The 21,487-nt window shown below is 44.7% G+C and carries 23 protein-coding genes; 11 read left to right on the top strand and 12 right to left on the bottom strand.

Going from position 1 to position 21,487, the window contains the following annotated elements; translation table 11 throughout:
• Window positions 1-85: 85 nt before the first annotated feature.
• A complete protein-coding gene (locus JZ784_RS03570; protein WP_346313836.1) occupies window positions 86-1,159 on the bottom strand; it encodes an NAD(P)H-dependent glycerol-3-phosphate dehydrogenase in 1,074 nt (357 codons plus the stop codon).
• Window positions 1,160-1,196: 37 nt separating this feature from the next.
• Window positions 1,197-1,769, bottom strand: coding sequence for a nitroreductase (locus JZ784_RS03565; RefSeq protein WP_346313835.1), 573 nt, complete (start codon window positions 1,767-1,769; stop codon window positions 1,197-1,199).
• Window positions 1,770-1,984: 215 nt separating this feature from the next.
• Here JZ784_RS03565 and JZ784_RS03560 point away from each other — a divergent pair, with 215 nt between their 5' ends.
• On the top strand, window positions 1,985-2,368 hold the full coding sequence (locus JZ784_RS03560) for a hypothetical protein (RefSeq protein ID WP_346313834.1): 384 nt from the start codon (window positions 1,985-1,987) through the stop codon (window positions 2,366-2,368).
• 72 nt (window positions 2,369-2,440) lie between these two features.
• Here the strand turns inward: JZ784_RS03560 and rhlB are convergent, their stop codons facing one another.
• Together rhlB and JZ784_RS03550 are read right to left on the bottom strand one after the other, a co-directional pair.
• Window positions 2,441-3,592, bottom strand: a complete 1,152-nt coding sequence (rhlB, locus tag JZ784_RS03555; protein ID WP_005010627.1) for an ATP-dependent RNA helicase RhlB — start codon at window positions 3,590-3,592, stop codon at window positions 2,441-2,443.
• A gap of 100 nt (window positions 3,593-3,692) precedes the next feature.
• Window positions 3,693-3,905 carry a cold-shock protein gene (locus JZ784_RS03550; protein ID WP_004648643.1) on the bottom strand — a complete coding sequence of 71 codons (213 nt, stop codon included), beginning with the start codon at window positions 3,903-3,905 and terminating at the stop codon, window positions 3,693-3,695.
• 382 nt (window positions 3,906-4,287) lie between these two features.
• Here JZ784_RS03550 and JZ784_RS03545 point away from each other — a divergent pair, with 382 nt between their 5' ends.
• The 6 genes from JZ784_RS03545 to JZ784_RS03520 all read left to right on the top strand — a co-directional run bounded on the left by JZ784_RS03545 (window position 4,288) and on the right by JZ784_RS03520 (window position 8,249).
• Window positions 4,288-4,521 carry a sulfurtransferase TusA family protein gene (locus tag JZ784_RS03545; protein WP_130147412.1) on the top strand — a complete coding sequence of 78 codons (234 nt, stop codon included), beginning with the start codon at window positions 4,288-4,290 and terminating at the stop codon, window positions 4,519-4,521.
• Window positions 4,522-4,664: 143 nt separating this feature from the next.
• Window positions 4,665-5,534 (top strand): RNA polymerase sigma factor RpoH, encoded by an 870-nt coding sequence (gene rpoH / locus JZ784_RS03540; protein WP_005010630.1) that lies wholly within the window; start codon window positions 4,665-4,667, stop codon window positions 5,532-5,534.
• 511 nt (window positions 5,535-6,045) lie between these two features.
• Complete coding sequence (locus tag JZ784_RS03535; RefSeq protein WP_346313833.1) at window positions 6,046-6,411, top strand: DUF423 domain-containing protein; 366 nt, start codon at window positions 6,046-6,048, stop codon at window positions 6,409-6,411.
• A gap of 18 nt (window positions 6,412-6,429) precedes the next feature.
• Window positions 6,430-6,627 carry a sulfur carrier protein ThiS gene (gene thiS / locus JZ784_RS03530; RefSeq protein WP_005010632.1) on the top strand — a complete coding sequence of 66 codons (198 nt, stop codon included), beginning with the start codon at window positions 6,430-6,432 and terminating at the stop codon, window positions 6,625-6,627.
• A gap of 11 nt (window positions 6,628-6,638) precedes the next feature.
• Window positions 6,639-7,421 carry a thiazole synthase gene (locus JZ784_RS03525; protein WP_346313832.1) on the top strand — a complete coding sequence of 261 codons (783 nt, stop codon included), beginning with the start codon at window positions 6,639-6,641 and terminating at the stop codon, window positions 7,419-7,421.
• 168 nt (window positions 7,422-7,589) lie between these two features.
• Window positions 7,590-8,249: a hypothetical protein gene (locus tag JZ784_RS03520; protein WP_346314249.1), complete on the top strand. Its 660-nt coding sequence runs from the start codon at window positions 7,590-7,592 to the stop codon at window positions 8,247-8,249.
• A 40-nt stretch (window positions 8,250-8,289) separates the two neighbouring features.
• Here JZ784_RS03520 and JZ784_RS03515 read toward each other — a convergent pair whose 3' ends face one another.
• The 3 genes from JZ784_RS03515 to JZ784_RS03505 all read right to left on the bottom strand — a co-directional run bounded on the left by JZ784_RS03515 (window position 8,290) and on the right by JZ784_RS03505 (window position 9,987).
• Window positions 8,290-8,604 carry an antibiotic biosynthesis monooxygenase gene (locus JZ784_RS03515; RefSeq protein ID WP_346313831.1) on the bottom strand — a complete coding sequence of 105 codons (315 nt, stop codon included), beginning with the start codon at window positions 8,602-8,604 and terminating at the stop codon, window positions 8,290-8,292.
• Window positions 8,605-8,625: 21 nt separating this feature from the next.
• A complete protein-coding gene (locus tag JZ784_RS03510) occupies window positions 8,626-9,207 on the bottom strand; it encodes an NAD(P)H-dependent oxidoreductase (protein WP_346313830.1) in 582 nt (193 codons plus the stop codon).
• 168 nt (window positions 9,208-9,375) lie between these two features.
• On the bottom strand, window positions 9,376-9,987 hold the full coding sequence (locus JZ784_RS03505) for a glutathione binding-like protein (RefSeq protein WP_005010644.1): 612 nt from the start codon (window positions 9,985-9,987) through the stop codon (window positions 9,376-9,378).
• A gap of 211 nt (window positions 9,988-10,198) precedes the next feature.
• Here JZ784_RS03505 and JZ784_RS03500 point away from each other — a divergent pair, with 211 nt between their 5' ends.
• The 4 genes from JZ784_RS03500 (at window position 10,199) to trmB (ending at window position 15,395) form a co-directional block, all read left to right on the top strand.
• A complete protein-coding gene (locus tag JZ784_RS03500) occupies window positions 10,199-11,644 on the top strand; it encodes a SulP family inorganic anion transporter (RefSeq protein ID WP_346314248.1) in 1,446 nt (481 codons plus the stop codon).
• A 93-nt stretch (window positions 11,645-11,737) separates the two neighbouring features.
• On the top strand, window positions 11,738-12,166 hold the full coding sequence (locus JZ784_RS03495; RefSeq protein ID WP_346313829.1) for an EamA family transporter: 429 nt from the start codon (window positions 11,738-11,740) through the stop codon (window positions 12,164-12,166).
• A gap of 419 nt (window positions 12,167-12,585) precedes the next feature.
• On the top strand, window positions 12,586-14,529 hold the full coding sequence (locus tag JZ784_RS03490) for an ATP-binding protein (protein WP_346313828.1): 1,944 nt from the start codon (window positions 12,586-12,588) through the stop codon (window positions 14,527-14,529).
• Window positions 14,530-14,678: 149 nt separating this feature from the next.
• Entirely contained in the window at window positions 14,679-15,395 is a 717-nt protein-coding gene (gene trmB, locus JZ784_RS03485; RefSeq protein WP_346313827.1) for a tRNA (guanosine(46)-N7)-methyltransferase TrmB, read from the top strand.
• Window positions 15,396-15,459: 64 nt separating this feature from the next.
• Here trmB and JZ784_RS03480 read toward each other — a convergent pair whose 3' ends face one another.
• From JZ784_RS03480 to JZ784_RS03460, 5 genes are all read right to left on the bottom strand, one after another.
• Window positions 15,460-16,887, bottom strand: a complete 1,428-nt coding sequence (locus JZ784_RS03480) for a coniferyl aldehyde dehydrogenase (protein WP_346313826.1) — start codon at window positions 16,885-16,887, stop codon at window positions 15,460-15,462.
• A gap of 70 nt (window positions 16,888-16,957) precedes the next feature.
• Complete coding sequence (locus JZ784_RS03475; protein ID WP_346313825.1) at window positions 16,958-18,571, bottom strand: GMC family oxidoreductase N-terminal domain-containing protein; 1,614 nt, start codon at window positions 18,569-18,571, stop codon at window positions 16,958-16,960.
• 128 nt (window positions 18,572-18,699) lie between these two features.
• Window positions 18,700-19,371 carry a class I SAM-dependent methyltransferase gene (locus tag JZ784_RS03470; protein ID WP_346313824.1) on the bottom strand — a complete coding sequence of 224 codons (672 nt, stop codon included), beginning with the start codon at window positions 19,369-19,371 and terminating at the stop codon, window positions 18,700-18,702.
• 45 nt (window positions 19,372-19,416) lie between these two features.
• Window positions 19,417-20,193 carry a DUF2520 domain-containing protein gene (locus tag JZ784_RS03465; protein WP_346313823.1) on the bottom strand — a complete coding sequence of 259 codons (777 nt, stop codon included), beginning with the start codon at window positions 20,191-20,193 and terminating at the stop codon, window positions 19,417-19,419.
• Between the two features lie 164 nt (window positions 20,194-20,357).
• Window positions 20,358-21,398 carry a DUF1311 domain-containing protein gene (locus tag JZ784_RS03460; RefSeq protein ID WP_346313822.1) on the bottom strand — a complete coding sequence of 347 codons (1,041 nt, stop codon included), beginning with the start codon at window positions 21,396-21,398 and terminating at the stop codon, window positions 20,358-20,360.
• Window positions 21,399-21,487: the final 89 nt, after the last annotated feature.

Here is a 21,487-nt window from a genome sequence, read left to right as displayed (position 1 = left end):
ATTTCCTTTTTTCTATGCTGCATTATAGCTTCTGTGTATGACAATTCATGCTGTCACTCTCAACAAAAGGCATATCACCTTCAAATTAAACCTGCTGATGCGGCAAGACAAATTCTACATCACTGCGGTGGCCATTTTTCATTAATGACAGCGCAATACTCAGCGGCGGTGCGCCTTCAAAAATCACATTATACAACGCGCTGGTGATTGGCATATATACATTCAATTCTTCTGAACGCGCTTTCACTTGAACAATGGTATTGATCCCTTCCGCCGTTTGGCCCAATTCCTGCGTTGCCTGCTCCAGGCTTTTGCCCGAACCCAATGCATAACCCACTTGGTAATTGCGGCTCAGCGGACTGCTGCAAGTCGCAAACAGATCACCCACACCCGATAAGCCCAAGAAAGTTAATGGATTTGCGCCAAGCTCGACTGCAAAACGGCTCATTTCAGCCAAAGCGCGGGTTAGAATCATGCTTTTGGTGTTTTCACCGACACCGTAAGCAGCTGCCATCCCCATTGCCACAGCGTAAATATTTTTCAATGCCCCGCCAAGTTCCACACCATGCACATCATCACTGGCAAATACACGGAACAATGCGCTATGCAAAGCTTGCTGCACAGCGTAGCGCACCATTTCCGACTGGCTGGCGATGACTGTTCCCGCTGGCTGCCCTGCAACAATTTCTTTTGCCAAATTTGGGCCAGACAGCACCCCATAAGGCACTTCAGGCAATACTTCACGAATAATATCACTCATAAAGCTGAAGGTTTTCGCCTCAATACCCTTGGTTAAAGACACTACCGCCTGAGAGGTAATAAAAGGCTTAATCTGCTCCAGAACACTGCGGAAGGAATGGCTCGGAATTGCCACAAAAATTATGTCGCGGTTGCACACAGCTTCTTCTAAATCCGAAGTCGCGCGAAGCCCAGCTTCAAGCTGAAAATCTGGAAGATAACGTTTATTGATATGTGACGTATTGATATCTGCCGCCGCAGCTTCATCACGGATCCAGATCATGGTATTGCAGCCGTTGCGCACTGCGGTATTGGCCATTGCCGTACCAAAACTGCCGCCGCCCAATACCGTCACTCTCAACGCTGTTTTATCCGCTGGCGCAACTGGCTCAACCAAATCTGAAAATTTAAGTTCTGACATTGTTTTTATTTCCCAATACGTTCATTTTGAACGTTTATTACTTCCAATCACTGACAAATTCTGAAACATTAATGGCTGAACGCGGCGGAATCGCCTTGAATGCCGTTCCAATATAAATAATCCCTGCAATTAAATCAGATTCGCTCAAGCCCAAAGATTGCTTGAACAGTTTAGACTCAACCACTGCGCCGCTGCGCCACATGGTCGAAAAGCCTTGCGCCTGCAGTGACAGCAGAAAATTCTGTATTGCTGCGCCGGAACTCAAAATTTGTTCAAAATGCGGCACCTTAGGATGATCCTGCAATTTTGTTAAAGCCAAAACCAGCAACGGCGCCCGAAAAGGATGATGCTTCACCCGCTCCAGCTGCGCTTCTTCGGTTTGTCCTGTATCCGCCAGCGCTTGGGAAAGCAGTTCGCCAAATGCCTCACGCTCTGATTCCGCCACCACAACAAAACGGGTCGGCTTTAACCGGTGATGATCTGGCGCTGTCAATGCCGCAGCAAAAGCCATTTCTAGTTGCGCAGCATTGGGTGCAGGCTCAACCAGATGCCCAATGGATTGGCGCTGATGAATATTTTGATGAACTGTTTCAACCGCAATATCTGACATTGATTTTATATATCACTTAAATAAGGCTAAGCTCAAGATTAGCATATTCTCAAGCACTTACTCCATATGGAATAAATCTGTCAGTTTCAAATTTGATACGCATTTACACCATACAGTTCATCAATGAAAAGCAGCATAATCTATACAGCTTTTATGCATCGATTTTTCAAAGCTATGTTCAAATAGATAAATTCTTAATCACAACGGGGAAAACAATGAAAAAACAATTCGCCATCTGCTCTTCTATCGCTTCAGCGCTTTTACTTAGCGCCTGCGCATCTAATACGCCAACACAGTCTCTCGCTATTCAAAAAGCCAATAATCAATACGAAGTGACAGGTGTCGGAAAATCCGCACTGATTTCTAAAAATAACGCCATCAGCGCAGCCAACAGCACTTGCGGCAAAAATGCAGTCCCTGTGATCTCGGATGAAAAAAGCGAATACAATGGCGCCTTAAAAGGCGTGCTGGATGAAAAAACGGGGCAAATGGTGCAAGCTGCAGCCAATGTTTTAGGCACCATTACCGGCAACAGCGGCAATCTCAGCAAAGATGATGATTACCAAACGGTACTGACGTTTACCTGCAAAGCCAAATAATTCAGATACTGCATGTTTCAATGTTTAAAATAAAAAAACCGCTCAATGAGCGGTTTTTTTACCATGACAGAATCAGCAGTAACCTTCCAAGCGGGTTAATGGCAATTTCTGTCCAATGGCTTTTTCAATTTCCGGCAGGTAAAAAGCATCGTCTTCTGACAAGAAGCTGATGCTGACACCGCGCGAACCAGCACGGCCAGTACGCCCGATACGGTGTACATAATCATCGGACTGTTCCGGCAACGTATAATTAATCACATGTGAAACACCATCCACATGAATACCGCGGCCTGCAACATCGGTTGCAATCATAATATTGTGCTTGCCGTTTTTAAACTGATCCAGCATTTTCAAGCGCTTGTCCTGTGCAATTTCACCGGACAGCATGACCACTTTATAGCCATCTTTTTTCAAATGATCGTATAGTTTGCGCACTTGATCTCTGCGGTTGGCAAAGATCATCACTTTTTCAATCGGCTCGTCACGCAAAATCTCTTCAAGCAGTTTGTATTTATCTGATTTTGCAACCATATACACACGCTGTTCCACATCTGCATTGGTTTTCTTTTCAGGTTCAATTTCAACAGTGACTGGCTCAAACAGCCACTGCTGCGCCAAATTCAGCACGTCATAACTGAAAGTCGCAGAGAACATGAGCGTCTGGCGCTGCTCTTTGCGCGGCGAAAAACGCACGATGCGTTTGACTGAAGGAATAAAGCCCATATCCAGCAGGCGGTCTGCTTCATCAATCACTAAAAATTCAATTTGATCCAGCCAAACTTCTTTTTGCTCGACCAAATCAATCAGGCGGCCAGGTGTTGCCACAATAATATCGACAAAGTTTTTAGCCAGCTGGGCTTTCTGCTTATCAAAATCCACCCCGCCCAGCAAAGTTACTACATGCAGGTCCGTAAATTTTGTTAATTCTTTTGCATCGCTCTCAATTTGCAAAGCCAGCTCACGCGTAGGCGCCAAAATCAGCGCACGAGGTTCTCCGCGGAAGCGCTGCGTCTGAATCGGGTTATTCAGCAGATCATTAATCACACTGACCAAAAATGCAGCTGTTTTCCCTGTTCCCGTTTGCGCACGGCCAATTGCATCATGCCCCGCTAAAGTATATTTCAAAACTTTTTGCTGGATTGGCGTCATTTCCTTGAAACCCAAGGCGTCAATTGCCTGTTTCAACTGCGGATGTAAATTTAAGGTTTCAAAACCAGATGACATATAAATGCGCTCGAACGTTAGTAATCACAAAAAACTTGGAACAGTATAAACAAAAAACGCCCCAATTTACATTGGAGCGTTTTTAAGACCTTTTAGACGATTAGTCTAAAGGCTGAACTTCTTCAGCCTGGAAGCCTTTTTGACCTTTTACTACGCTGAATTCAACGCGTTGGCCATCACGAAGTGAACGGTGGCCGTCACCTTGGATAGCGCGGAAGTGAACGAATACATCGTCGCCGCCGTTACGTTGAATAAAGCCGAAACCTTTAGTGTCGTTGAACCATTTAACAACGCCTTGTTCACGTGCTGTCATAAGTTAATCCTCATTGTATAGCATAAAAAGGACAACCCGGTGTTGCAAACAGCAGAGCAAACAAGTTTAAAAATCTTTTTATTTCTAAGCTTGTAATCATTCTGTAAAACTATTAACAAAATCCCGGTTACATCCATTTGAAATAGGGCGACAAACAACTTTTGCTTATCTGAAATCCTAAATTCGGATCGAGCTTAACATGGGTTACTGACAAATAATAGAATTTTTTTCATCAATCTTAATTTTATCTTATAATTTTTTCATAAGCTTCGAGTTTATTTTACTAATGAGCCATTTATAAAAAAATTCAGCCTTCTTGGGGTTTGGCATTCAATTTGCTAATATTCATGTTCTTTTTTAAAAATCGTGAACGGATTTTAAAATGAGTGAGAATTCAGCTGCCTGTATTATTGTGGATGCAATGGGCAGACCTTGCCCGATGCCCCTGCTGATGCTTAAAAAGGCGCTAAAAAGCAATGCTGGGAAAAATTTCTTATTAATGTCGTCAGATCCGCATAGTCAGCAAGATGTTTCACGCTACTGCCAACTGCACGCATTAAGGTGTCAGCCTAACAAAATTTCTGATTTTGAATATCACTACTTAATTGAATCTTAAATATTTTCGTTTAGACTAAAAGCTACCTCAATCGTATTAAAGTTTACATTTCTCTACCCAATTTCCCATAATTCAGGTAAATATTGGATTAAGATAAAACTTAATTATTGGGCGAGAACCCATTTGACTCTTAAGGAGAACACATGCGTGACAGCAGCAATCAATTGATGCCCCTGTCATTATCAGCACCTGGGGTGAATCTTGGTGCTTATATCAGTACTGTCAACCAGATTCCTATTCTTACAGCTGAACAAGAAAAAGAGCTGGCAGAACGCTATTATTATGATCAAGATTTAGACGCGGCTAAAATGCTGGTCATGTCTCATTTGCGTTTTGTTGTTCATATTGCACGCAGTTATGCGGGTTATGGCCTGCCGCAAGGCGATTTAATCCAAGAAGGCAATTTAGGCTTAATGAAAGCTGTAAAGCGTTTTGACCCGAACATGGGTGTACGTTTAGTGTCTTTCGCTGTGCATTGGATTAAAGCTGAAATTCATGAGTACGTGATCCGCAACTGGCGTATTGTCAAAATTGCGACAACGAAAGCGCAGCGTAAATTATTTTTCAACTTGCGTAGCCTAAAAAAGTCATCTAAAAAATTAACATTGGCAGAAGCGCAGTCTATTGCAAAAGATTTAAATGTAACTGCTGAGCAAGTGCTGGAAATGGAAGGCCGCTTAACGGCTTATGATGCCGCATTTGAAGCACAAGGCGATGATGATGATGAAGGCTCAACCCATGTGGCGCCTGCGCTGTATTTAGAAGACAACCGTTATGATCCAGCGCGTCTGGTCGAAAATGAAGACTATGAAGAACAGAGCACGTCAGCATTGCATGACGCAATGGACCAACTAGATGACCGTTCCCGCAATATTCTGCAGCGCCGCTGGCTGGATGATGAAAAGTCAACTTTGCATGAATTAGCAGCTGAATATAATGTTTCTGCAGAGCGCATCCGTCAGCTTGAAAAAAACGCGATGGAAAAAATTAAAGTCGCGATGTCATCCAACTAAATAATTAGGCTAATTAAGCTTCTATAAAAAAGCGCTTCGGCGCTTTTTTATTGTCTAAATTTTTCTTATCCTGCGCAAAAGATAATGACACGTGTATGTATTCAATAAAAATAAAGGGTGGCTCTGACCGTTATATATCAATAAAACTCCGCGCTTTAAAAAAAGATTTAATGACCCGCATGCTATCCAGCGCCTATCTGCAACTTCAATTGGCGGCACTTTGGTGCGCGCAATCAACAGTTTGACTTAGGCAATGGCTGGAAATCTGCCGGCTTAGCGCAAGCTATTGCCGTTGATGCAAATAGTTCAATGTCCTACAGCAATGCCCCTGTGATGGTTTACGACACTGGCCGCTGAGTTTCAGCTTTATTGACGATTTCACATTCAACACAAGTGCGCACATATGCATCTATGTTAAATCCTGATATTAAAAAATGGCAGTTTTCGGCTTACCCGCCTGCCCCTAAATATGCTATGGTGGAGCGCAAATTTTACCAAGGGCATCTTGTGTATGTGGATTGGAATTTCTGCAATTAACCTCGCTCTAGCCGTGATGCTTGGCGCATTCGGCGCACACGGTTTAAAAAAAATTGCATCGCCTGAACAGCTTGCCTGGTGGCAAACTGCAACAGATTATTTCTTTTATCATGCCTTGGGCCTTCTTGCCTTAGCCATCATCAGCAAAATCATTCCGCAGCTTCCCATAAAAGCCAGCTTTTGGCTGATTCAAATGGGCATCCTCTTTTTTTGCGGTTCACTCTATATCATGGCTTTAGGCCTGCCCCGCATATTAGGCGCCATCACCCCGATTGGCGGTGCGCTGATGATTTTAGGCTGGCTGATTTTGGCTTGGAACGCATTTAAATTCGCAAAATAACCCCGTAGAGATTTTTGCATGCACATCTACCTGAATGGCGAGCCGCAGCAAACTGCTTGCCGCAATTTATTGGAACTCATTCAAGAACTCGCACTGGAAGGCAAGCGCTTTGCCGTCGAGAAAAATGAAATGATTATTCCGAAAAGCAGATTAGAACAGACCGCCATTTGCGATGAAGATCGCATCGAAATAATTCATGCCGTCGGCGGCGGCTAAATGGAGTCCCCATGGAAGACACTTTTAAAATCGGTTCACGTACATTCAAGTCACGCCTATTGGTCGGTACGGGAAAATATAAAGATTTGCACGAAACAGATTTAGCCATTCAAGCCAGCGGCGCTGAAATCGTGACCGTGGCAATCCGCCGTGTCAATATTGGCCAGCATCCAGATCAGCCTAATTTACTGTCCGTTGTCCCGCCTGAGAAATATACAATACTGCCAAATACAGCAGGCTGTTTTGATGCCGACAGTGCAATCCGCACTTGCATGCTGGCGCGCGAATTGCTGGATGGGCATAACCTTGTGAAACTGGAAGTGCTGGGAGATGAAAAAACCCTTTATCCCAATATCACTGAAACCTTAAAAGCTGCCCGCACCTTAATTGATGATGGCTTTGAAATTATGGTCTACACCTCAGACGACCCTATTGTGGCTCAGGAACTTGAAAGCATGGGCTGCGTGGCCATTATGCCGTTGGGCAGCTTAATTGGCTCTGGCCTTGGGATTTTAAATCCGCACACCCTTTCAATTATTAAAGAAAATGCCAAAGTTCCGGTATTGGTGGATGCTGGCGTAGGGACAGCCAGTGATGCAGCCATTGCCATGGAACTAGGCTGTGACGGCGTACTGATGAATACGGCGATTGCCGCCGCGCAAAATCCAGTGCTGATGGCTTCTGCAATGAAAAAAGCCGTCGAAGCTGGCCGTGAAGCATTTTTAGCAGGCCGCATGCCGCGCAAGCGTATGGCCAATGCCAGCTCGCCAGAAACCGGGTATTTCTTTAAATAATCAGCAAAAATACCGTATAAAAGGATTCTTCGGAATCCTTTTATCCTTGATTGCTTTTCAAATTTTATTTTTAGCATTTGATATGCTGCTGTGTGTTCGATAAAAATTTAAAAGGGCCAAAACATGCCATTAAAACAACGACTCTTCTGTTTTATTGTCGCGTCTTTAATGATCAGCAGCATTTCAGCACAAAAGCCTGCTTTAACAAGCTATCAGTCCTTTATTCCTGAACATTGGAAAGTCCTCAAAACAACCCAAGGCGACTTGAATGCGGACGGACTGCCCGATCTTGCTGTCATTATCGAAGATACTGACCCGAAAAAGATTGTCTTAAATGAAAACTTGGGCAGCGACAAACTCAATCTGAATCCGCGGAAATTGATGGTACTGCTGCAGTCACAGCAAGGCTATCAGCTGGCTGCCAGCAACCAAAGCTTGCCGACCGAAGGTGATGCCGATGCTCCTTGCCTCGCCGACCCATTGGGTGAAGGTGAAACCTTAGCCATCCAGAAAGGCCTGCTGAAAATCAGCTTGCATTATTGGCTCAGCTGCGGCTCATGGTACGTCACCAATCAGACCTATACCTTCAAATATCAAAACCATGCATTTAAATTGATTGGCCTGGACAGCAATGACTTTCATCGCGCATCAGGCGATATCAGCGCACGCAGTATCAATTTCTTAACAGGAAAAATAAAACGCACATCTGGAGAAAATGAGTTTTCAGAAACTGCGCAGCCCGTTAAAGTTGAATGGTCAAAATTAAAAAATAAATATTCACTGAGCCTCGAGCAAATACAATTTAATGAACATGATGAGTTTGAGTAAAATAGCCCTGCCGCAGGGCTATTTTGCAAATGCAATCAACTCATACCACTTGTTCCAGTATGCGCACTTGAACCTGCAATACAGCACCTTGTATTGCCTCTTGATGCGCTTTCATATTAACGCTGTGCATATGCGTTTCCAGATCCTGCCGCGTTTCCCATTTTTCGTACATAATAATGGAATATGGAACTTTCGCCTGCATAGCGCTTTCACCTGACAGATCATCAATATAAATGTCATAGCCATAGCAGCCCGCTTCCTGTAAAACCCGCGGACGGATCTTTTTAAATGACTCAAGCACTCTAACAAAATCAGTTTCTGCAGCACATATAATTTCTGCAACAACAGTGAGCATAATGGTTTCCTTGATTGCCAATTAAGCAAAAGCCTGTATCAAATGTTCACGGTATTGCGCTTTGTAAGTTTCAACAGCTGGCGCCTTAATGACATCATTTGCAATAAATGTCGGCAGCGCCTGCAATCCTAAAAATTGATTGGCTTTATGAAACGGCAGATACACCCCATCCACACCCGCACCATGAAAGAACTGGTCAGGTTCATTAAATGCCGCCATCGGCGCATTCCAGGTTAATGACAGCATATATTTTTTATGCTGAATTAAACCGCCGGAACCATATTTTTTAGAGGCATCAGAACGTGATCTGCCATCACTTGCATATAAACTGCCGTGCCCTTCGGTAAAAACATCATCAATATATTTCTTGACGGTCCAAGGTGCGCCCATCCACCAGCCTGGCATTTGGTAAATGACAGCATCCGCCCAAAGAAAATTTTGCACTTCATCCTTCGCATCATAATTGGAATCTGCACGAGAAATTTTAACCTGATGCCCCAAATCAGCTAGAACGGATGCTGCTAAATCCGTCAGGGTATCGTTCAACTCACCATTTGAATGCGCAAATGTTTTGGCGCCATTTACAATTAAAATGTTACTCATGTCTAAGCCTTGAATATTAAGTACTGCAGGCACTATAGCGGCAATAAATACTGTTAAAAATTCCCGAATATGCAAAATATTATTGATTAAAAATCAGCAATCAGAATAGTAGGCATAAAAAAACGCCCTAAGGCGTTTTTTTATCATCTGGCGTTTTGAAACTATTTTTTAAGGAATTAAGCCTTCATCCCGCATCGCAATTTGCACAGACTGGCGCGCGGCGACCTTATTGCGAAGTGCAATAATATTTTTATACGGCGTTAAATCATGGTGAATCAAATTCGACCAGTTGGTGAGCACAAATAGGTATGCATCCGCTGGCCCAAAGTTATCATCCACCAAGTAATCATTGTCTGATTCGCTGATCGCTTTATCGATATAGCTCAACAAGCGGTCAATTTCTGCATAGCCTTTTGCCTTGGCCTCATCATTCAGCGGCGCGCCAAAAAACACCGCATAGGCATCATGCAATTCTGAGTTTAAATAGCCCAGCCATTCCAAAACCTTGGCGCGGCCCAAACCCGACGGCGGAATTAAATCTTGCTTCGGATCATGCTGTGCAAGAAACGGTAAAATTGCAACATTTTCAGTAAGGATCAAGCCTGGATTAATCTCTAAAGCCGGGACATAGCCCTTAGGATTAATTTCATAATAATCTGCGCCCTTTTCTGTTTTATGTGTTTTTAGATCGACGCGAACCAAATCAAAATCAACATTAATTTCATTTAGAATAATATGCGATGCCAATGAGCAAGCGCCTGGAGAATAGTAAAGCTTCATATCTGATCCTTGTTATTACACTATTAACTGTTTTAAATCGCTTCTAACAAACTTTCAAGTGATCACACCTATAAATTGCAAAAAAGCGTAAATGGATAAAAACCTTTACGCTTTGAATATTGTCTAAATTACAGCTTTTTTCAAGTGAATCTGCGATGCAATTTTGCTTCATGATGATTTACCATACGCCTGATTTAATTTTGATGAAAAAATTGTGGTTTTTAAAAAAGAAGAGTGGTTTTCCAATATACGTACAGATGTACTGGCAGGATTGGTCGTCGGGCTGGCGCTGATTCCTGAATCTATCGCTTTTTCCGCTATTGCCGGCGTAGACCCGCAAGTCGGCTTGTATGCATCGTTCTGCATTGCCGTCACCATTGCCTTTTTAGGCGGACGTCCCGCCATGATTTCGGCAGCGACTGGCGCTATGGCCCTGCTGATGATTACGCTGGTCAAAGCGCATGGTTTGCAGTATTTGCTGGCCGCTACCGTATTAACAGGTGTGATACAAGTCATTGCGGGGTACTTTAAAGTTGCTAAGCTGATGCGCTTTGTCTCGCAGGCTGTTGTGTATGGCTTTCTCAATGCGCTGGCCATCTTAATTTTCGTGGCGCAGATTCCTGAAATAAGCCAGATGGATAGCTTAGGCTATTTATTTATGACACTGGGCCTCGCGATTATTTATCTGTTTCCATACATTCCTAAAATCGGCAAAACCATTCCTTCGCCACTCATCTGTATTGTTGTTCTAAGCGGTTTGGCGCTTTTGCTGAGCACTGATATGCGTACCGTCAGCGACTTAGGGCAATTCCCTGATACCTTGCCGATTTTCCTGATTCCAGAAATTCCGCTGAATATGGAAACCCTGCAGATCATCTTGCCTTATTCTATGACCTTGGCCACTGTCGGTTTGCTCGAAACCATGATGACCACAACTGTCATCAATGAAGTAACCGGCACTGAGGGCGACCGCCATCAGGAATGCCGCGGGCAAGGCTTTGCCAATATTGTCAGCGGATTTATGGGCGGCATGGCTGGCTGCGCCATGATCGGCCAATCAATTATTAATGTTTCTTCAGGGGCACGCACCCGTTTATCCACTTTAGTGGCAGGCGTTTTTTTACTGTGCCTGGTGGTATTTTTTAAAGACTGGCTGGCCTATGTGCCTATGGCGGCTTTAGTTGCGATTATGGTCATGGTGTCTTTTACCACCTTCCAGTGGGGCTCAATCAAGCAATTCCGCAAGCATCCGGCTTCGTTTAATGCGGTGATGCTTGCCGTGGTTATTGTAGTGCTGGCAACGCACAATTTGGCTTTGGGTGTGTTGGTCGGCGTCTTGCTTTCTGCCCTGTTCATCATTAACAAACTGGAAAGTGAAGTCAAAGTACAGTCTGAGCGCAGCGGCAATATCCGCACATACAGCATTTACGGACAAATCTTTTTTAGCAGCTCAGATAAGTTTTTTCAATTTTTCAATTTTAAAGAAGATCTGCACAAGGTCATCATTGATCTGACTCATGCCCATATCTGGGATATGACTTCAGTGAATATGCTGAATACCGTAGTGCAGAAATTTAAAGATCAGCATATTGATGTTGAAATCATAGGATTAAATGAAGCCAGCAGCACCTTAATTGACCGCTGCAATCCGCTTTAGTTTTTTACTGAAATAAAAATGAAACCATTACTGCTATCATAAATAAAACAACCTATGCGATAGCAGTTCAAAACTAAAAATATAGGCAACAATATGAATATGAATCATTGGCTGGTGTGGGCCGCATTATCTGCCTGCTTCGCTGCCTTAACGGCTATTTTTGCCAAAGTTGGTTTGCGGCAGATCGATTCTGACTTAGCAACACTAATTCGCACCGTGATTATTGCATTTGTATTAAGTTTATTGGTTTGGGGCTTGGGTAAGTGGCAGAATCCCTTGCTGCTCTCAGGCAAAACGTGGCTGTTTTTAACATTATCTGCTTTCGCCACTGGCGCATCATGGCTTTGTTATTTTCGCGCCCTACAGCTAGGTCAGGTATCGCAAGTGGCACCGATTGATAAGCTCAGTATCGTGTTGGCAACCCTATTTGCTGTACTTTTTTTAGGTGAACGGCCCAGCGTCCAAGAATATCTGGGGATCATCCTCATTGCCCTTGGCGTACTCACTATTGCATTAAAATAAGCGTTCGATATTTTTTTAATGCCTCCAGAATCTAAGTTCCCTATAAACTTATGATTTCGCCTTACTCATACACCTTATTGTTAATCGGTCAGATGTCTAATCGCAAATTTGGCCAAGCAGCGTTGGTTGCCCTTATGGCAATCAAGACAGCAGCGCCTTAATTGACCGCCTGCATACTGAGCAAATCCAACTTCACCTTCTTGAAATTGCAAAACAGATGCGCAGAATCCGTATTGCATCCAAGCGGCATCAACAGCCCTGTCTAAAGCGCTTTATTGAACGCTCAGGGTAATTATCTATATATTTTTCCAAAAAAAAATTATAAATTAAACATTTACAGTATTTCATTTGCCGGCTTTCTGATTTCAGCTAAGTGTCATATTTTGTCTAGTTTTAACATAAGGTTTGGGGAAACACCTGTGATTGAGCTGAAAGACTCTGAATATCGTTCCAATCTGATCAGGCACGCCATCATTGCGTGCTTCGTTTGGTTTGCGAGTTTCATTGGGGTATCCAGCAGCGCTTTTGCATCCTCGCAGCAGCACAGCGGCGCTGCAGAATGTCAGACAAAAATACAGCGCATAGAAACCGCGCAAGGCAATCCAAATCAGGAAATGCAGCGCCCGGCTCAAGGCTGGGTAACGCTGGACAGACTGCCGGATCAGTGGGAAAAGCGCTGGCCTGGCTATCACAGCAAGGCATGGTACAAAATTATTTTCAGCTATAGCTGTCAAAATCCTGCGCAAAACTCGCCTTTGGCACTGGCCATTGAAAGCATTACACAGACGGGGCAAGTATTTATTAATAATGACTTGCTTTGGCAAGATATTTCAACTGAAGAACCTATTGCACGCAATGCCGTTACACCGCATTTATGGAATATTCCAGCCTCAAGCCTGCATCAAGGTGAAAATATTCTGTGGGTACAAGTACAAGGCAGCTTGACCCAAAAGTCGGGCTTAGGCCAAGTGCTGATTGGCGATTATGCAAGTATTTATCAAGCCTATAGTAAATGGGTCCTTGAGAAGAAAACCTTGCCTTATTTAAACGCCATGCTGAATTTAGTGATTGCTATTATTTGCTTCTTGGTTTGGGTCATAGCGCGCAATGATTCCGCATTTTTATGGTTTGCACTGGTATCGATTGCCTGGGTGCTGTACAGCACACTGGTCGTGTATTCAGAGCCTCTGCCCTATTTGAACAGCACTGATGTAGACCGCCTGCAGAATATTATTTTTTGCTTTTATGTGGTTGCTGGCTGTTTGGGCGCATGGCGTTTTGCACGCAAGTCATTTCCTAAAATTGAAAAAATACTGTCTGCCTTTGCCTTCTGCGGAGCAGCTGCAATTGCCTTTGCGCCTGATGCCTATATCAATCAAACCATGCAGGTTTTTTTCGGCCTTGCCGTGCTGATCTTTTTAGCCAAATGCCTGACTTATCCTTATATCGCCTATAAGTCTAAAATCACTGAAACCTATTTTATGTCTGTGACATATCTCGTGTTTATTCCTATTGCGATTAATGACGCAATATTTATGACCACTTTGCAAGGTCAGCCGCTGTCGCCCTATACTGCGCCTTTTTCATCAATGTCCATCGGCATAATTTTGGCATTCCGCTTAGCCCGTGACTCACGTGAAATTGCGGCTTTTAATAAAACTCTAAATGAAAATATCATTCGCGCCAAAAGTGAACTCACTGAGTCTTTAGGCCTACAGCATAAACTGGCGCTGGAAAATGCCCGCCTGCAGGAACGCATTCACCTTTCGCATGACCTGCATGATGGCTTAGGCGGCTCTATTGTCCGCTCCATCATCACACTGGAGCGCAATGAACAAATCAATAAGCCTCAAGTGATGTCTATTCTAAAAATGCTGCGCAGTGATCTGCGCCAAGTGATTGATACAGGATCCAGCCTTTCCGCTAAAGTTCCTGATACGCCTATTGAATGGGCTGCGCCGATTCGCCACAGATTTGTCCAGCTGTTTGAGGAAATAGAGATCCTTTCACAATGGTCTTTTGAGCCAACCTGGGAGAAACTGCCTACAGCGCTGCAGTGCCTAACCTTAACCCGCGTTGCAGAAGAGGCCCTGACCAACATTCTCAAACACAGCCAAGCTTCAAAAGTGTCGGTTTCTTTAACCCAAACAGACAATCATGAACTGCTCATGCACATTCACGACAATGGCGCTGGATTTGACCCGCAAACTGTAGATGCAGGATTGCATGTTGGACTGCAAAGCATGCGCGCCCGCATTAGCCGTTTAGGCGGTACATTCGATATAGCTTCGCAATTCGGCAGCACCAGCATTCAGGTCAGCTTGCCTTTAGCCCCGAAACATAAAGCTTCTGCTGAAGCATGATGAAATAGGTACGCCTGATATTTTGCTAATCCTATCCATCTGCTGCCCAGACAAAGCCATTTTAAAGATAAAATCAAGGCAAAAAGTTTGACTTGTTCAGCTCAGGACTTAAAATACCGCATTCTGAATTTTTTAGATTTGCCAAAGTTATGTCGAACGATCAATTAGACCAGCAAGTCGTAGAGCTGGACAATTTAAGCGAACAGCGTGAAATCGTGACGTTTATGCGCCGCTCAACTCCGCTGAACACCTCTCAACGTACTGCGCTTGAACAATATGGTCACTTAATTTTGGAATATCCTGTCGGTGATTTACGTCAGCATTTCGAACACCCTGAGCGCCCGCTGACGGTTGAAATTGGTTTCGGTATGGGCCGCTCATTAGTCCTGATGGCTAAAGCAAACCCGGAACGCAACTTTGTCGGCATTGAAGTGCATGTACCAGGTATTGCGCAATGTGTTTTTGAAGCCGGGATGTCTGAGCTGAAAAACTTGCGCGTCTTAGATGCCGATGCCATTCAAGTGCTGCGCGAAATGCCTGACAACAGCATCAATACCGTACAGCTGTATTTCCCTGATCCATGGCAAAAGAAACGCCACTTCAAACGCCGCTTCGTATCGCATGACCGTATGCCGCTGGTGGAGCAAAAGCTGGAACTCGGCGGCACTTTCCATGCCGCAACTGACTGGGAACCCTACGCTGAATGGATGCTGGATGTGCTGGACAACCGTCCAAATTTAGAAAATGCGGCAGGCAAAGGCAACAGCTACCCGCGCCCAGACTGGCGTCCGCAAACTAAATTTGAACGCCGCGGCTTAGAAGCTGGACATAAGATTAACGACTTCCTATTTAAGAAAATCGGTTAATTGCCAAAGCATAAAAAAAGCACTCAATGGAGCGCTTTTTTTATGCTTTAAATGGGAAGCTCATTTAACGGATAAACAAACGGTAAATCAGCTTCTGAATGAATGTTCCATAAGGCGGATAAATCAGCTTCATCAAACTGAATTTAGGCCGTACAAAAACTGACTTGGCATGGCTGAAGGTTTTAAAACCCTCATGACCGTGATAATGCCCCATGCCTGAAGCGCCAATACCGCCAAACGGCATATCTTCCATCCCTGCAGTCATCAGTGTTTCATTCAGGCATACGCCGCCGCTGTGCGTTTCATGCAGCACCTTCTGCTGTTCTGCTTTGTCATAGCCAAAATAATACAAAGCCAAAGGGCGTTCACGCGCATTGATATATTCAATCGCCTCATCAATCTGTTGATAGCAGACAATCGGCAAAATCGGCCCAAAGATTTCATTTTGCATCAGCGCCATATCATCATTGACATTCGTCACCACAACATGCGGCATACGGCGCCCATCCGGCTCAGCATGCTCCTGAACAAGCTGCGCGCCTTTGGCATGCGCATCAGTGAGATAATGCTGCAGCCGCTCAAACTGACGCGCATTCACAATAGCTGTATAGTCAGGATTGCCTTCAATGCTGTTTGGGTAAAACTGCTTAAGCGCATCCATATAAGCCTGAATAAAGGCATCTTGCTGACTGCTGTGCACCAGCACATAATCTGGCGCCACACAGGTCTGGCCTGCATTCATGGTTTTACCGAAAGCAATGCGCCGAGCGCTCTCTTTTAAATCAGCATTCTGCGCAACAATAGAAGGCGACTTGCCTCCAAGCTCTAAGGTAACTGGCGTTAAATTGTCTGCTGCGGCATGCAAGACATGCGAAGCAATTGAAGTCGCCCCTGTAAACAGCAAGTGATCAAAAGGCAAATGGGTAAACTGCTGCGCAATTTGTGCATCGCCTGTAATTACAGTGACATGACTTTCCCTAAAATTGTCTGCAATCAGCCTTTTAAACAGTACAGAAAAGTCCGGGGTAAATTCACTCATTTTCAGCATGACATTATTGCCAGCAGCCAGAGCCTGAGCCAGCGGGCCTACAGCTAAAAATAAAGGATAGTTCCAAGGCACAATCACGCCAACCACACCTAAAGGCTGATACAGCACATAGCCTTTAGCAGGCTGAAACAAGATACCGACATCGCGTTTGCTGGGCTTCATCCATTTTTTTAAGTATTTCAAGCTGTGCTTGATGCCGTTTAAGCTGGTCATTACTTCAAATAAGCGGGTTTCGTCAGCGCTGCGGTTGGAAAAGTCGCGGCTGATTGCGGCAGCGATCTCGTCTTGGTGATCAACCAACATTTGGTAAAGGGTCTGTAAATTCTGTTTGCGCTGTTCATAGCTGGGGTAGCTTTGCGCTTTAAATGCCAATTTCTGCTGTGTAAAAATCTGCTCTAAAGCAGCGCTATTCCCTGCTTGCGCCTGCTGCTGTTCCATTGCCATGCATTTTTCCTTTATTTAATCTTTGCAAAATAGGTGTATTTCAATCTCGTCAGTACCGTGCTTTGCCTGATCAAGCCACATCTTTATAAATCTGGCTCTGACGAATCAAATCCACTGCTTTTTCAGCAATCATCACCACAGGCGCATTCGTGTTGCCATTCACAACTGTGGGCATAATAGAGGCATCAATGACCCTTAACTGGCCAATGCCGTACACGCGCAGCTCCGGATCAACGACCGCCATTTCATCGATGCCCATTTTACAGCTGCCTACAGGATGGTACACGGTATCCACCCGCGCCCTTAAAATACTGCGGATATCATCATCTGTATGCACATCCGCAGTAAATAAATCCTGCTTATACAGTTCAGATAAAGATGGAGACTGCATCAGCTGCTGCGTCAGTTTATAGCCTTGAACCAAGTCCTCCACATCACCGGCATCGCCTAGAAAGTTCGGATCGATTTTTAACGGATCAGTAATTTTATTGCCGCTCAGCTGTATACTGCCTCGGCTCCGCGGATTCAATAAGCACACATGGCAGGATAAGCCATGGCTGGCGTGGAATTTACGCGCATGATCATCAACAAGCGCCATCACAAAATGCAGCTGCAAATTTGGAATGTCCAATGCAGGATCGCTTTTTAAGAAGCCGCCGCACTCCGCAAAGTTGGATGCAATCATGCCGCGGCGTTCACTGCGGTAGCGCTTAATCTGCTTGATCATCCCCAAGGAGCCAGACATGGACACGCCAAATGTATTGGCGGTATCTTTCACGGTATAGCCGAAAATAAAATCGGGGTGATCATGAAAGTTTTTACCGACGCCTGGCAAATGGTGCTTCACTTCAATTTGGTGTTCATTCAATTCCGCCTGATCACCAATTCCTGACAGCATCAGAATTTGCGGAGACTGAATTGCTCCTGCGCACAGCAGCACTTCTTTACGCGCATGCAGCTGTTTGATTTGCCCTGCATGCTGCACTTCCACACCCGCCGCTATTTGGTTCTCGATCAGAATTTTATGTGTTATGGCCTGTGTCAGCACGGTTAAATTCGGGCGGCTTAAGTGCGGGAAAAGATAGCCCCGGGCCACACTGCAGCGCTCACCGTTCACATGGGTCACCTGATATACGCCCAGGCCTTCCTGTTCTGCGCCATTAAAATCATCCAGAACTTTATAGCCTTGCGCTTCCGCTGCTGCCATATAGCGCTGATGGATCGGATTGTCGGTGCGCACATCACTGACTGAAAGCGGCCCTGCATTGCCATGAAATTCATTTTCAATGCGTTCATTATTTTCCGATTTGATAAAGTACGGCAGCACCTCGTCATACGACCAGCCTGCATTTCCCAATGCTGCCCAATGATCATAATCGGCGCGGTTGCCGCGGATGTAAATCATGGCATTAATGCCGGAAGATCCGCCAAGGCATTTGCCGCGCGGCTGATAGCTTTTTCGGCCATTCAGGCCTGCCTGAGGCACCGTTTCAAAGGCCCAGTTATTGATTTTTGTTGGCAGGCTTACGACACAGGCCGCAGGAATATTCACCGTCCAGCTGTCGCCTTGCCCCCCAGCTTCCAGCAGGCAAACAGAAATATTCGGGTCTTCCGTTAAACGGCTGGCCAATACACTGCCGGCACTGCCTCCGCCGATAATAATGTAGTCAAATTCCTTTTGCATTTTGTTTTCCTTTGATTTTTATTTTTCATGTCTGTCTTTTAATAGCATATATCTGTAAAAAACGTCATCACGTATTTCACTTAAAGGTCATTTTTTTGTATAAACAGCTGCTGAACCTGAAGATGATTTTACTTACCAGCGATAAAGCCCCGGTAGCATAAAATTTGCGTAAATGAAGATATCTGCTTAAAGCCGGCTTCTTGCAACAGCGCCAAAGTGTCCAATTCAGTTAAAGCATAAAAATCGTCATTCATCCGATGCAGCATGGCTTGTGTTTGCTTTTCCGCCAAACCGTTCATTTCACACAGCCGCTTTAAGGCCATCGCTTCCTGCTGGTCATGAAACTGCATTAGATCAAATGTCAAAAAAATCCCGCTGGATTTTAAACACTGCTGTGCGCCCTGCAAGAAAGCCAGTTTTTCGCAAAAAGGAATGAAGTGCGTTACCAGTACCGAAAGCACGGCATCAAAATCGCCCTGCTCAGTCAATGCCGTATGCGGGCCAAAAACAAAATTTACCCGCTGATCCGCATTCCACGGCGCCGCATAGTGCCGCGCTTTTTCCAGCATCGGCTGGGACAATTCTGTCACGGTAAATCTGCACTTCGGAAAAGCCTGCAGCAGATAACCCAATTCATAGCCAGTCCCTGCACCAATAATCAGCACATTGGATTTCTCTGGCAGATATCCCTGTAAAATTGCCAAGATCTGCTGATGCGCCAGCTCATAGCCCGGAATCAATTTTCGAATATGCTGGTCATAACCATCAACCACCTGCTGACTGCTAAAATCCTTTGCCAAAATCCGCTCCTTCTCAAGCATTCAGCATCAATTGCTTCAATAAAATCATGAGTGATGCCGTTTTAAAATTTGTTCGCTCAGCAGTGCATAAACCGCTTTCAAATCTTGACGCTGTGACTGTTCCAGCATTTCTGCATGCATGGCGATAATATTTTTGTCTCCCCGCATGGCTGGGCCTGTCTGCATTGCCTTAGGATCAGCTGCAGTGGCTTTTTGCGCAGTTTCCAATATCAGCGGATACAGCAGGCTGAAATCGACCTGCTGCGCATCGACAACCTGTTTCGCCATGTCGTAGCAGTAATTGGCAAAATTGCAGGCATAAACCGCCGCCAAGTGCAGGCTCAGGCGCTGCGCGGAATTGTATTGATATACCCGCTGGCTGAGCTCATTTGCCAATGCATTCAATATGGCTGAATCCTGCAGCTCTGCAGCTTCTATAAATATTGGGGTTTGCGCCCAATCAATTTCACGTTCAAAACTGAAGGTCTGCAAAGGATACAGCACGCCGGCTCTAGGATGAACTGCGGTTAATTTGGCAATGTCTGTGCTGCCGGATGTATGCGCAATCAAGACTTCTGGCGCATAGCGGTGAACAGATTGAATCACGTCGGCAATTGCGCTGTCACTCACGGCAATAATCAATAAATCAATCTCGGCCTTCAAAGCACTGAATGACGTTGCCGCTTCAGCGCCCACCGCCTGCGCCAACGCGGCTGCATGTTCATATTTCCGGCTGCAAATTTGAACAATTTGGTGCCGCTCCTTTAAAGCCCGCGCCAAATGATGCGCCACCCGCCCTGCGCCAATAAAACTGATCCGCATAATTCCGCTGCATTATTAAAATGATGCCTAAGCATGCCTATAAAAAAAGGACGAATCAATTCGTCCTTCAGATTAATTTACCGCAGCTGCATTCATCCCCGCACTTTTCAATTCAAGAATGCACTATTGCGCGCCGCGGTAAACAATGCTGCAGCGGCTATAAATTAATTAAACAGATTGTTTAAATAGACCGTGCGTTCTTTGGTTTTTTGGATAAAGCATTTGCTGTATTGAATCGCCTGATTCTGTGCAGACATCGCATCATTCCAATAGTCAGATTTCTTTTGGTAAGTCTCTAACTCTTTTTCATCGACCTGATGTACGCTTTTTTGCGACAGCACTTTACAGTCCACATCACGCTTTTCGAACCAATCTGACTGATCCTGCTGCTGGGAAGTTTTCTGCTCTGCCGTCAAACGGTCCCAAGCAGCGTTCAGCTTCTCTACCGAAGCATTCTGTTCCCCATCAATTTCTTTTTGGCGCACATCTAAGGCTTTTTGCGCCAGTTCACGCTGCGCGGTATCCTCTTCCACATATTTTTTAGACTCTTCTTTATTTTGTTCATTGGCTTTCATATATGAAGCATACTGCACCGCCAATTCAGTCAAATATGCGGACTGACTGATGACTGAATGATTTTCCATGGTCATGCTGATTTCATCTTTATCAGACTTATCAATATGATAAATAAAGTCGATGCCATTCAGGCGGTCATTTTTCAAAGTCAGGCCGGCAAACGAACTGCCCAGATAATCTTGCAGCGTCGTGTTATCCGCTGCTTCACCTTCACACTCCTCACACGGCGCATCCATAAACGCATTTTCAGCCCGCTTTTGCAGGCCATTTGGCAAAATTGCAGTCACTAAACTGCTGCAGTCCAAGGTTTTAGCCTGCTCAGGATTTTCCGTTTTTGTGCTGATATGGGTAATTTCAAACTTTATATTTTTGCGGATTTTATCCAATAAGGCCTGATCTGCTTCAAAAGATGACTGGCGCAGGCGCTGATCTAAATCCTTAAGATATTCTTCCTTCAAATAATCCTGCAGCTGCTCTACATTTGCTGGCGCTGTACAGCTGAAATCTGTCACTTGCTGTATTTTCGGTTCTTCTGAAGTGGCTTTATCTTTTTTATTTTTAAAATAATCACAGCCTGAAAGCATTGCAGTACCGCACATGAGGCCGATCATTAATTTTTTATTTATCATCTTTTAACCATACTGTTTTATAATTTTCGCGTATTAAATCAAAAACGCAGCATCTTGACCATAGCTTCTTGAAAAAACCCTGCAGCCAG

The sequence above is a fragment of the Acinetobacter sp. CWB-B33 genome (assembly GCF_039655955.1).
Lineage (GTDB): Bacteria > Pseudomonadota > Gammaproteobacteria > Pseudomonadales > Moraxellaceae > Acinetobacter > Acinetobacter bouvetii.
Note: the sequence above shows the minus strand (reverse complement) of the source record. Positions and strands in the feature narration are given on the sequence as shown.

Bases quoted from the DNA above. Each gene is read 5' to 3' on its own strand.
- JZ784_RS03480 (WP_346313826.1), bottom strand. From the start codon at position 16,887: ATGGCAATGGAACAGCAGCAGGCGCAAGCAGGGAATAGCGCTGCTTTA.
- JZ784_RS03505 (WP_005010644.1), bottom strand. From the start codon at position 9,987: ATGAAGCTTTACTATTCTCCAGGCGCTTGCTCATTGGCATCGCATATT.
- JZ784_RS03535 (WP_346313833.1), top strand. From the start codon at position 6,046: ATGTGGATTGGAATTTCTGCAATTAACCTCGCTCTAGCCGTGATGCTT.
- JZ784_RS03550 (WP_004648643.1), bottom strand. From the start codon at position 3,905: ATGACAGCACGTGAACAAGGCGTTGTTAAATGGTTCAACGACACTAAA.
- JZ784_RS03495 (WP_346313829.1), top strand. From the start codon at position 11,738: ATGAATATGAATCATTGGCTGGTGTGGGCCGCATTATCTGCCTGCTTC.
- JZ784_RS03475 (WP_346313825.1), bottom strand. From the start codon at position 18,571: ATGCAAAAGGAATTTGACTACATTATTATCGGCGGAGGCAGTGCCGGC.
- JZ784_RS03520 (WP_346314249.1), top strand. From the start codon at position 7,590: ATGATCAGCAGCATTTCAGCACAAAAGCCTGCTTTAACAAGCTATCAG.
- thiS (WP_005010632.1), top strand. From the start codon at position 6,430: ATGCACATCTACCTGAATGGCGAGCCGCAGCAAACTGCTTGCCGCAAT.
- JZ784_RS03545 (WP_130147412.1), top strand. From the start codon at position 4,288: ATGAGTGAGAATTCAGCTGCCTGTATTATTGTGGATGCAATGGGCAGA.
- JZ784_RS03460 (WP_346313822.1), bottom strand. From the start codon at position 21,398: ATGATAAATAAAAAATTAATGATCGGCCTCATGTGCGGTACTGCAATG.
- rhlB (WP_005010627.1), bottom strand. From the start codon at position 3,592: ATGTCATCTGGTTTTGAAACCTTAAATTTACATCCGCAGTTGAAACAG.
- JZ784_RS03515 (WP_346313831.1), bottom strand. From the start codon at position 8,604: ATGCTCACTGTTGTTGCAGAAATTATATGTGCTGCAGAAACTGATTTT.
- rpoH (WP_005010630.1), top strand. From the start codon at position 4,665: ATGCGTGACAGCAGCAATCAATTGATGCCCCTGTCATTATCAGCACCT.
- JZ784_RS03560 (WP_346313834.1), top strand. From the start codon at position 1,985: ATGAAAAAACAATTCGCCATCTGCTCTTCTATCGCTTCAGCGCTTTTA.
- JZ784_RS03525 (WP_346313832.1), top strand. From the start codon at position 6,639: ATGGAAGACACTTTTAAAATCGGTTCACGTACATTCAAGTCACGCCTA.
- JZ784_RS03510 (WP_346313830.1), bottom strand. From the start codon at position 9,207: ATGAGTAACATTTTAATTGTAAATGGCGCCAAAACATTTGCGCATTCA.
- JZ784_RS03465 (WP_346313823.1), bottom strand. From the start codon at position 20,193: ATGCGGATCAGTTTTATTGGCGCAGGGCGGGTGGCGCATCATTTGGCG.
- trmB (WP_346313827.1), top strand. From the start codon at position 14,679: ATGTCGAACGATCAATTAGACCAGCAAGTCGTAGAGCTGGACAATTTA.
- JZ784_RS03565 (WP_346313835.1), bottom strand. From the start codon at position 1,769: ATGTCAGATATTGCGGTTGAAACAGTTCATCAAAATATTCATCAGCGC.
- JZ784_RS03570 (WP_346313836.1), bottom strand. From the start codon at position 1,159: ATGTCAGAACTTAAATTTTCAGATTTGGTTGAGCCAGTTGCGCCAGCG.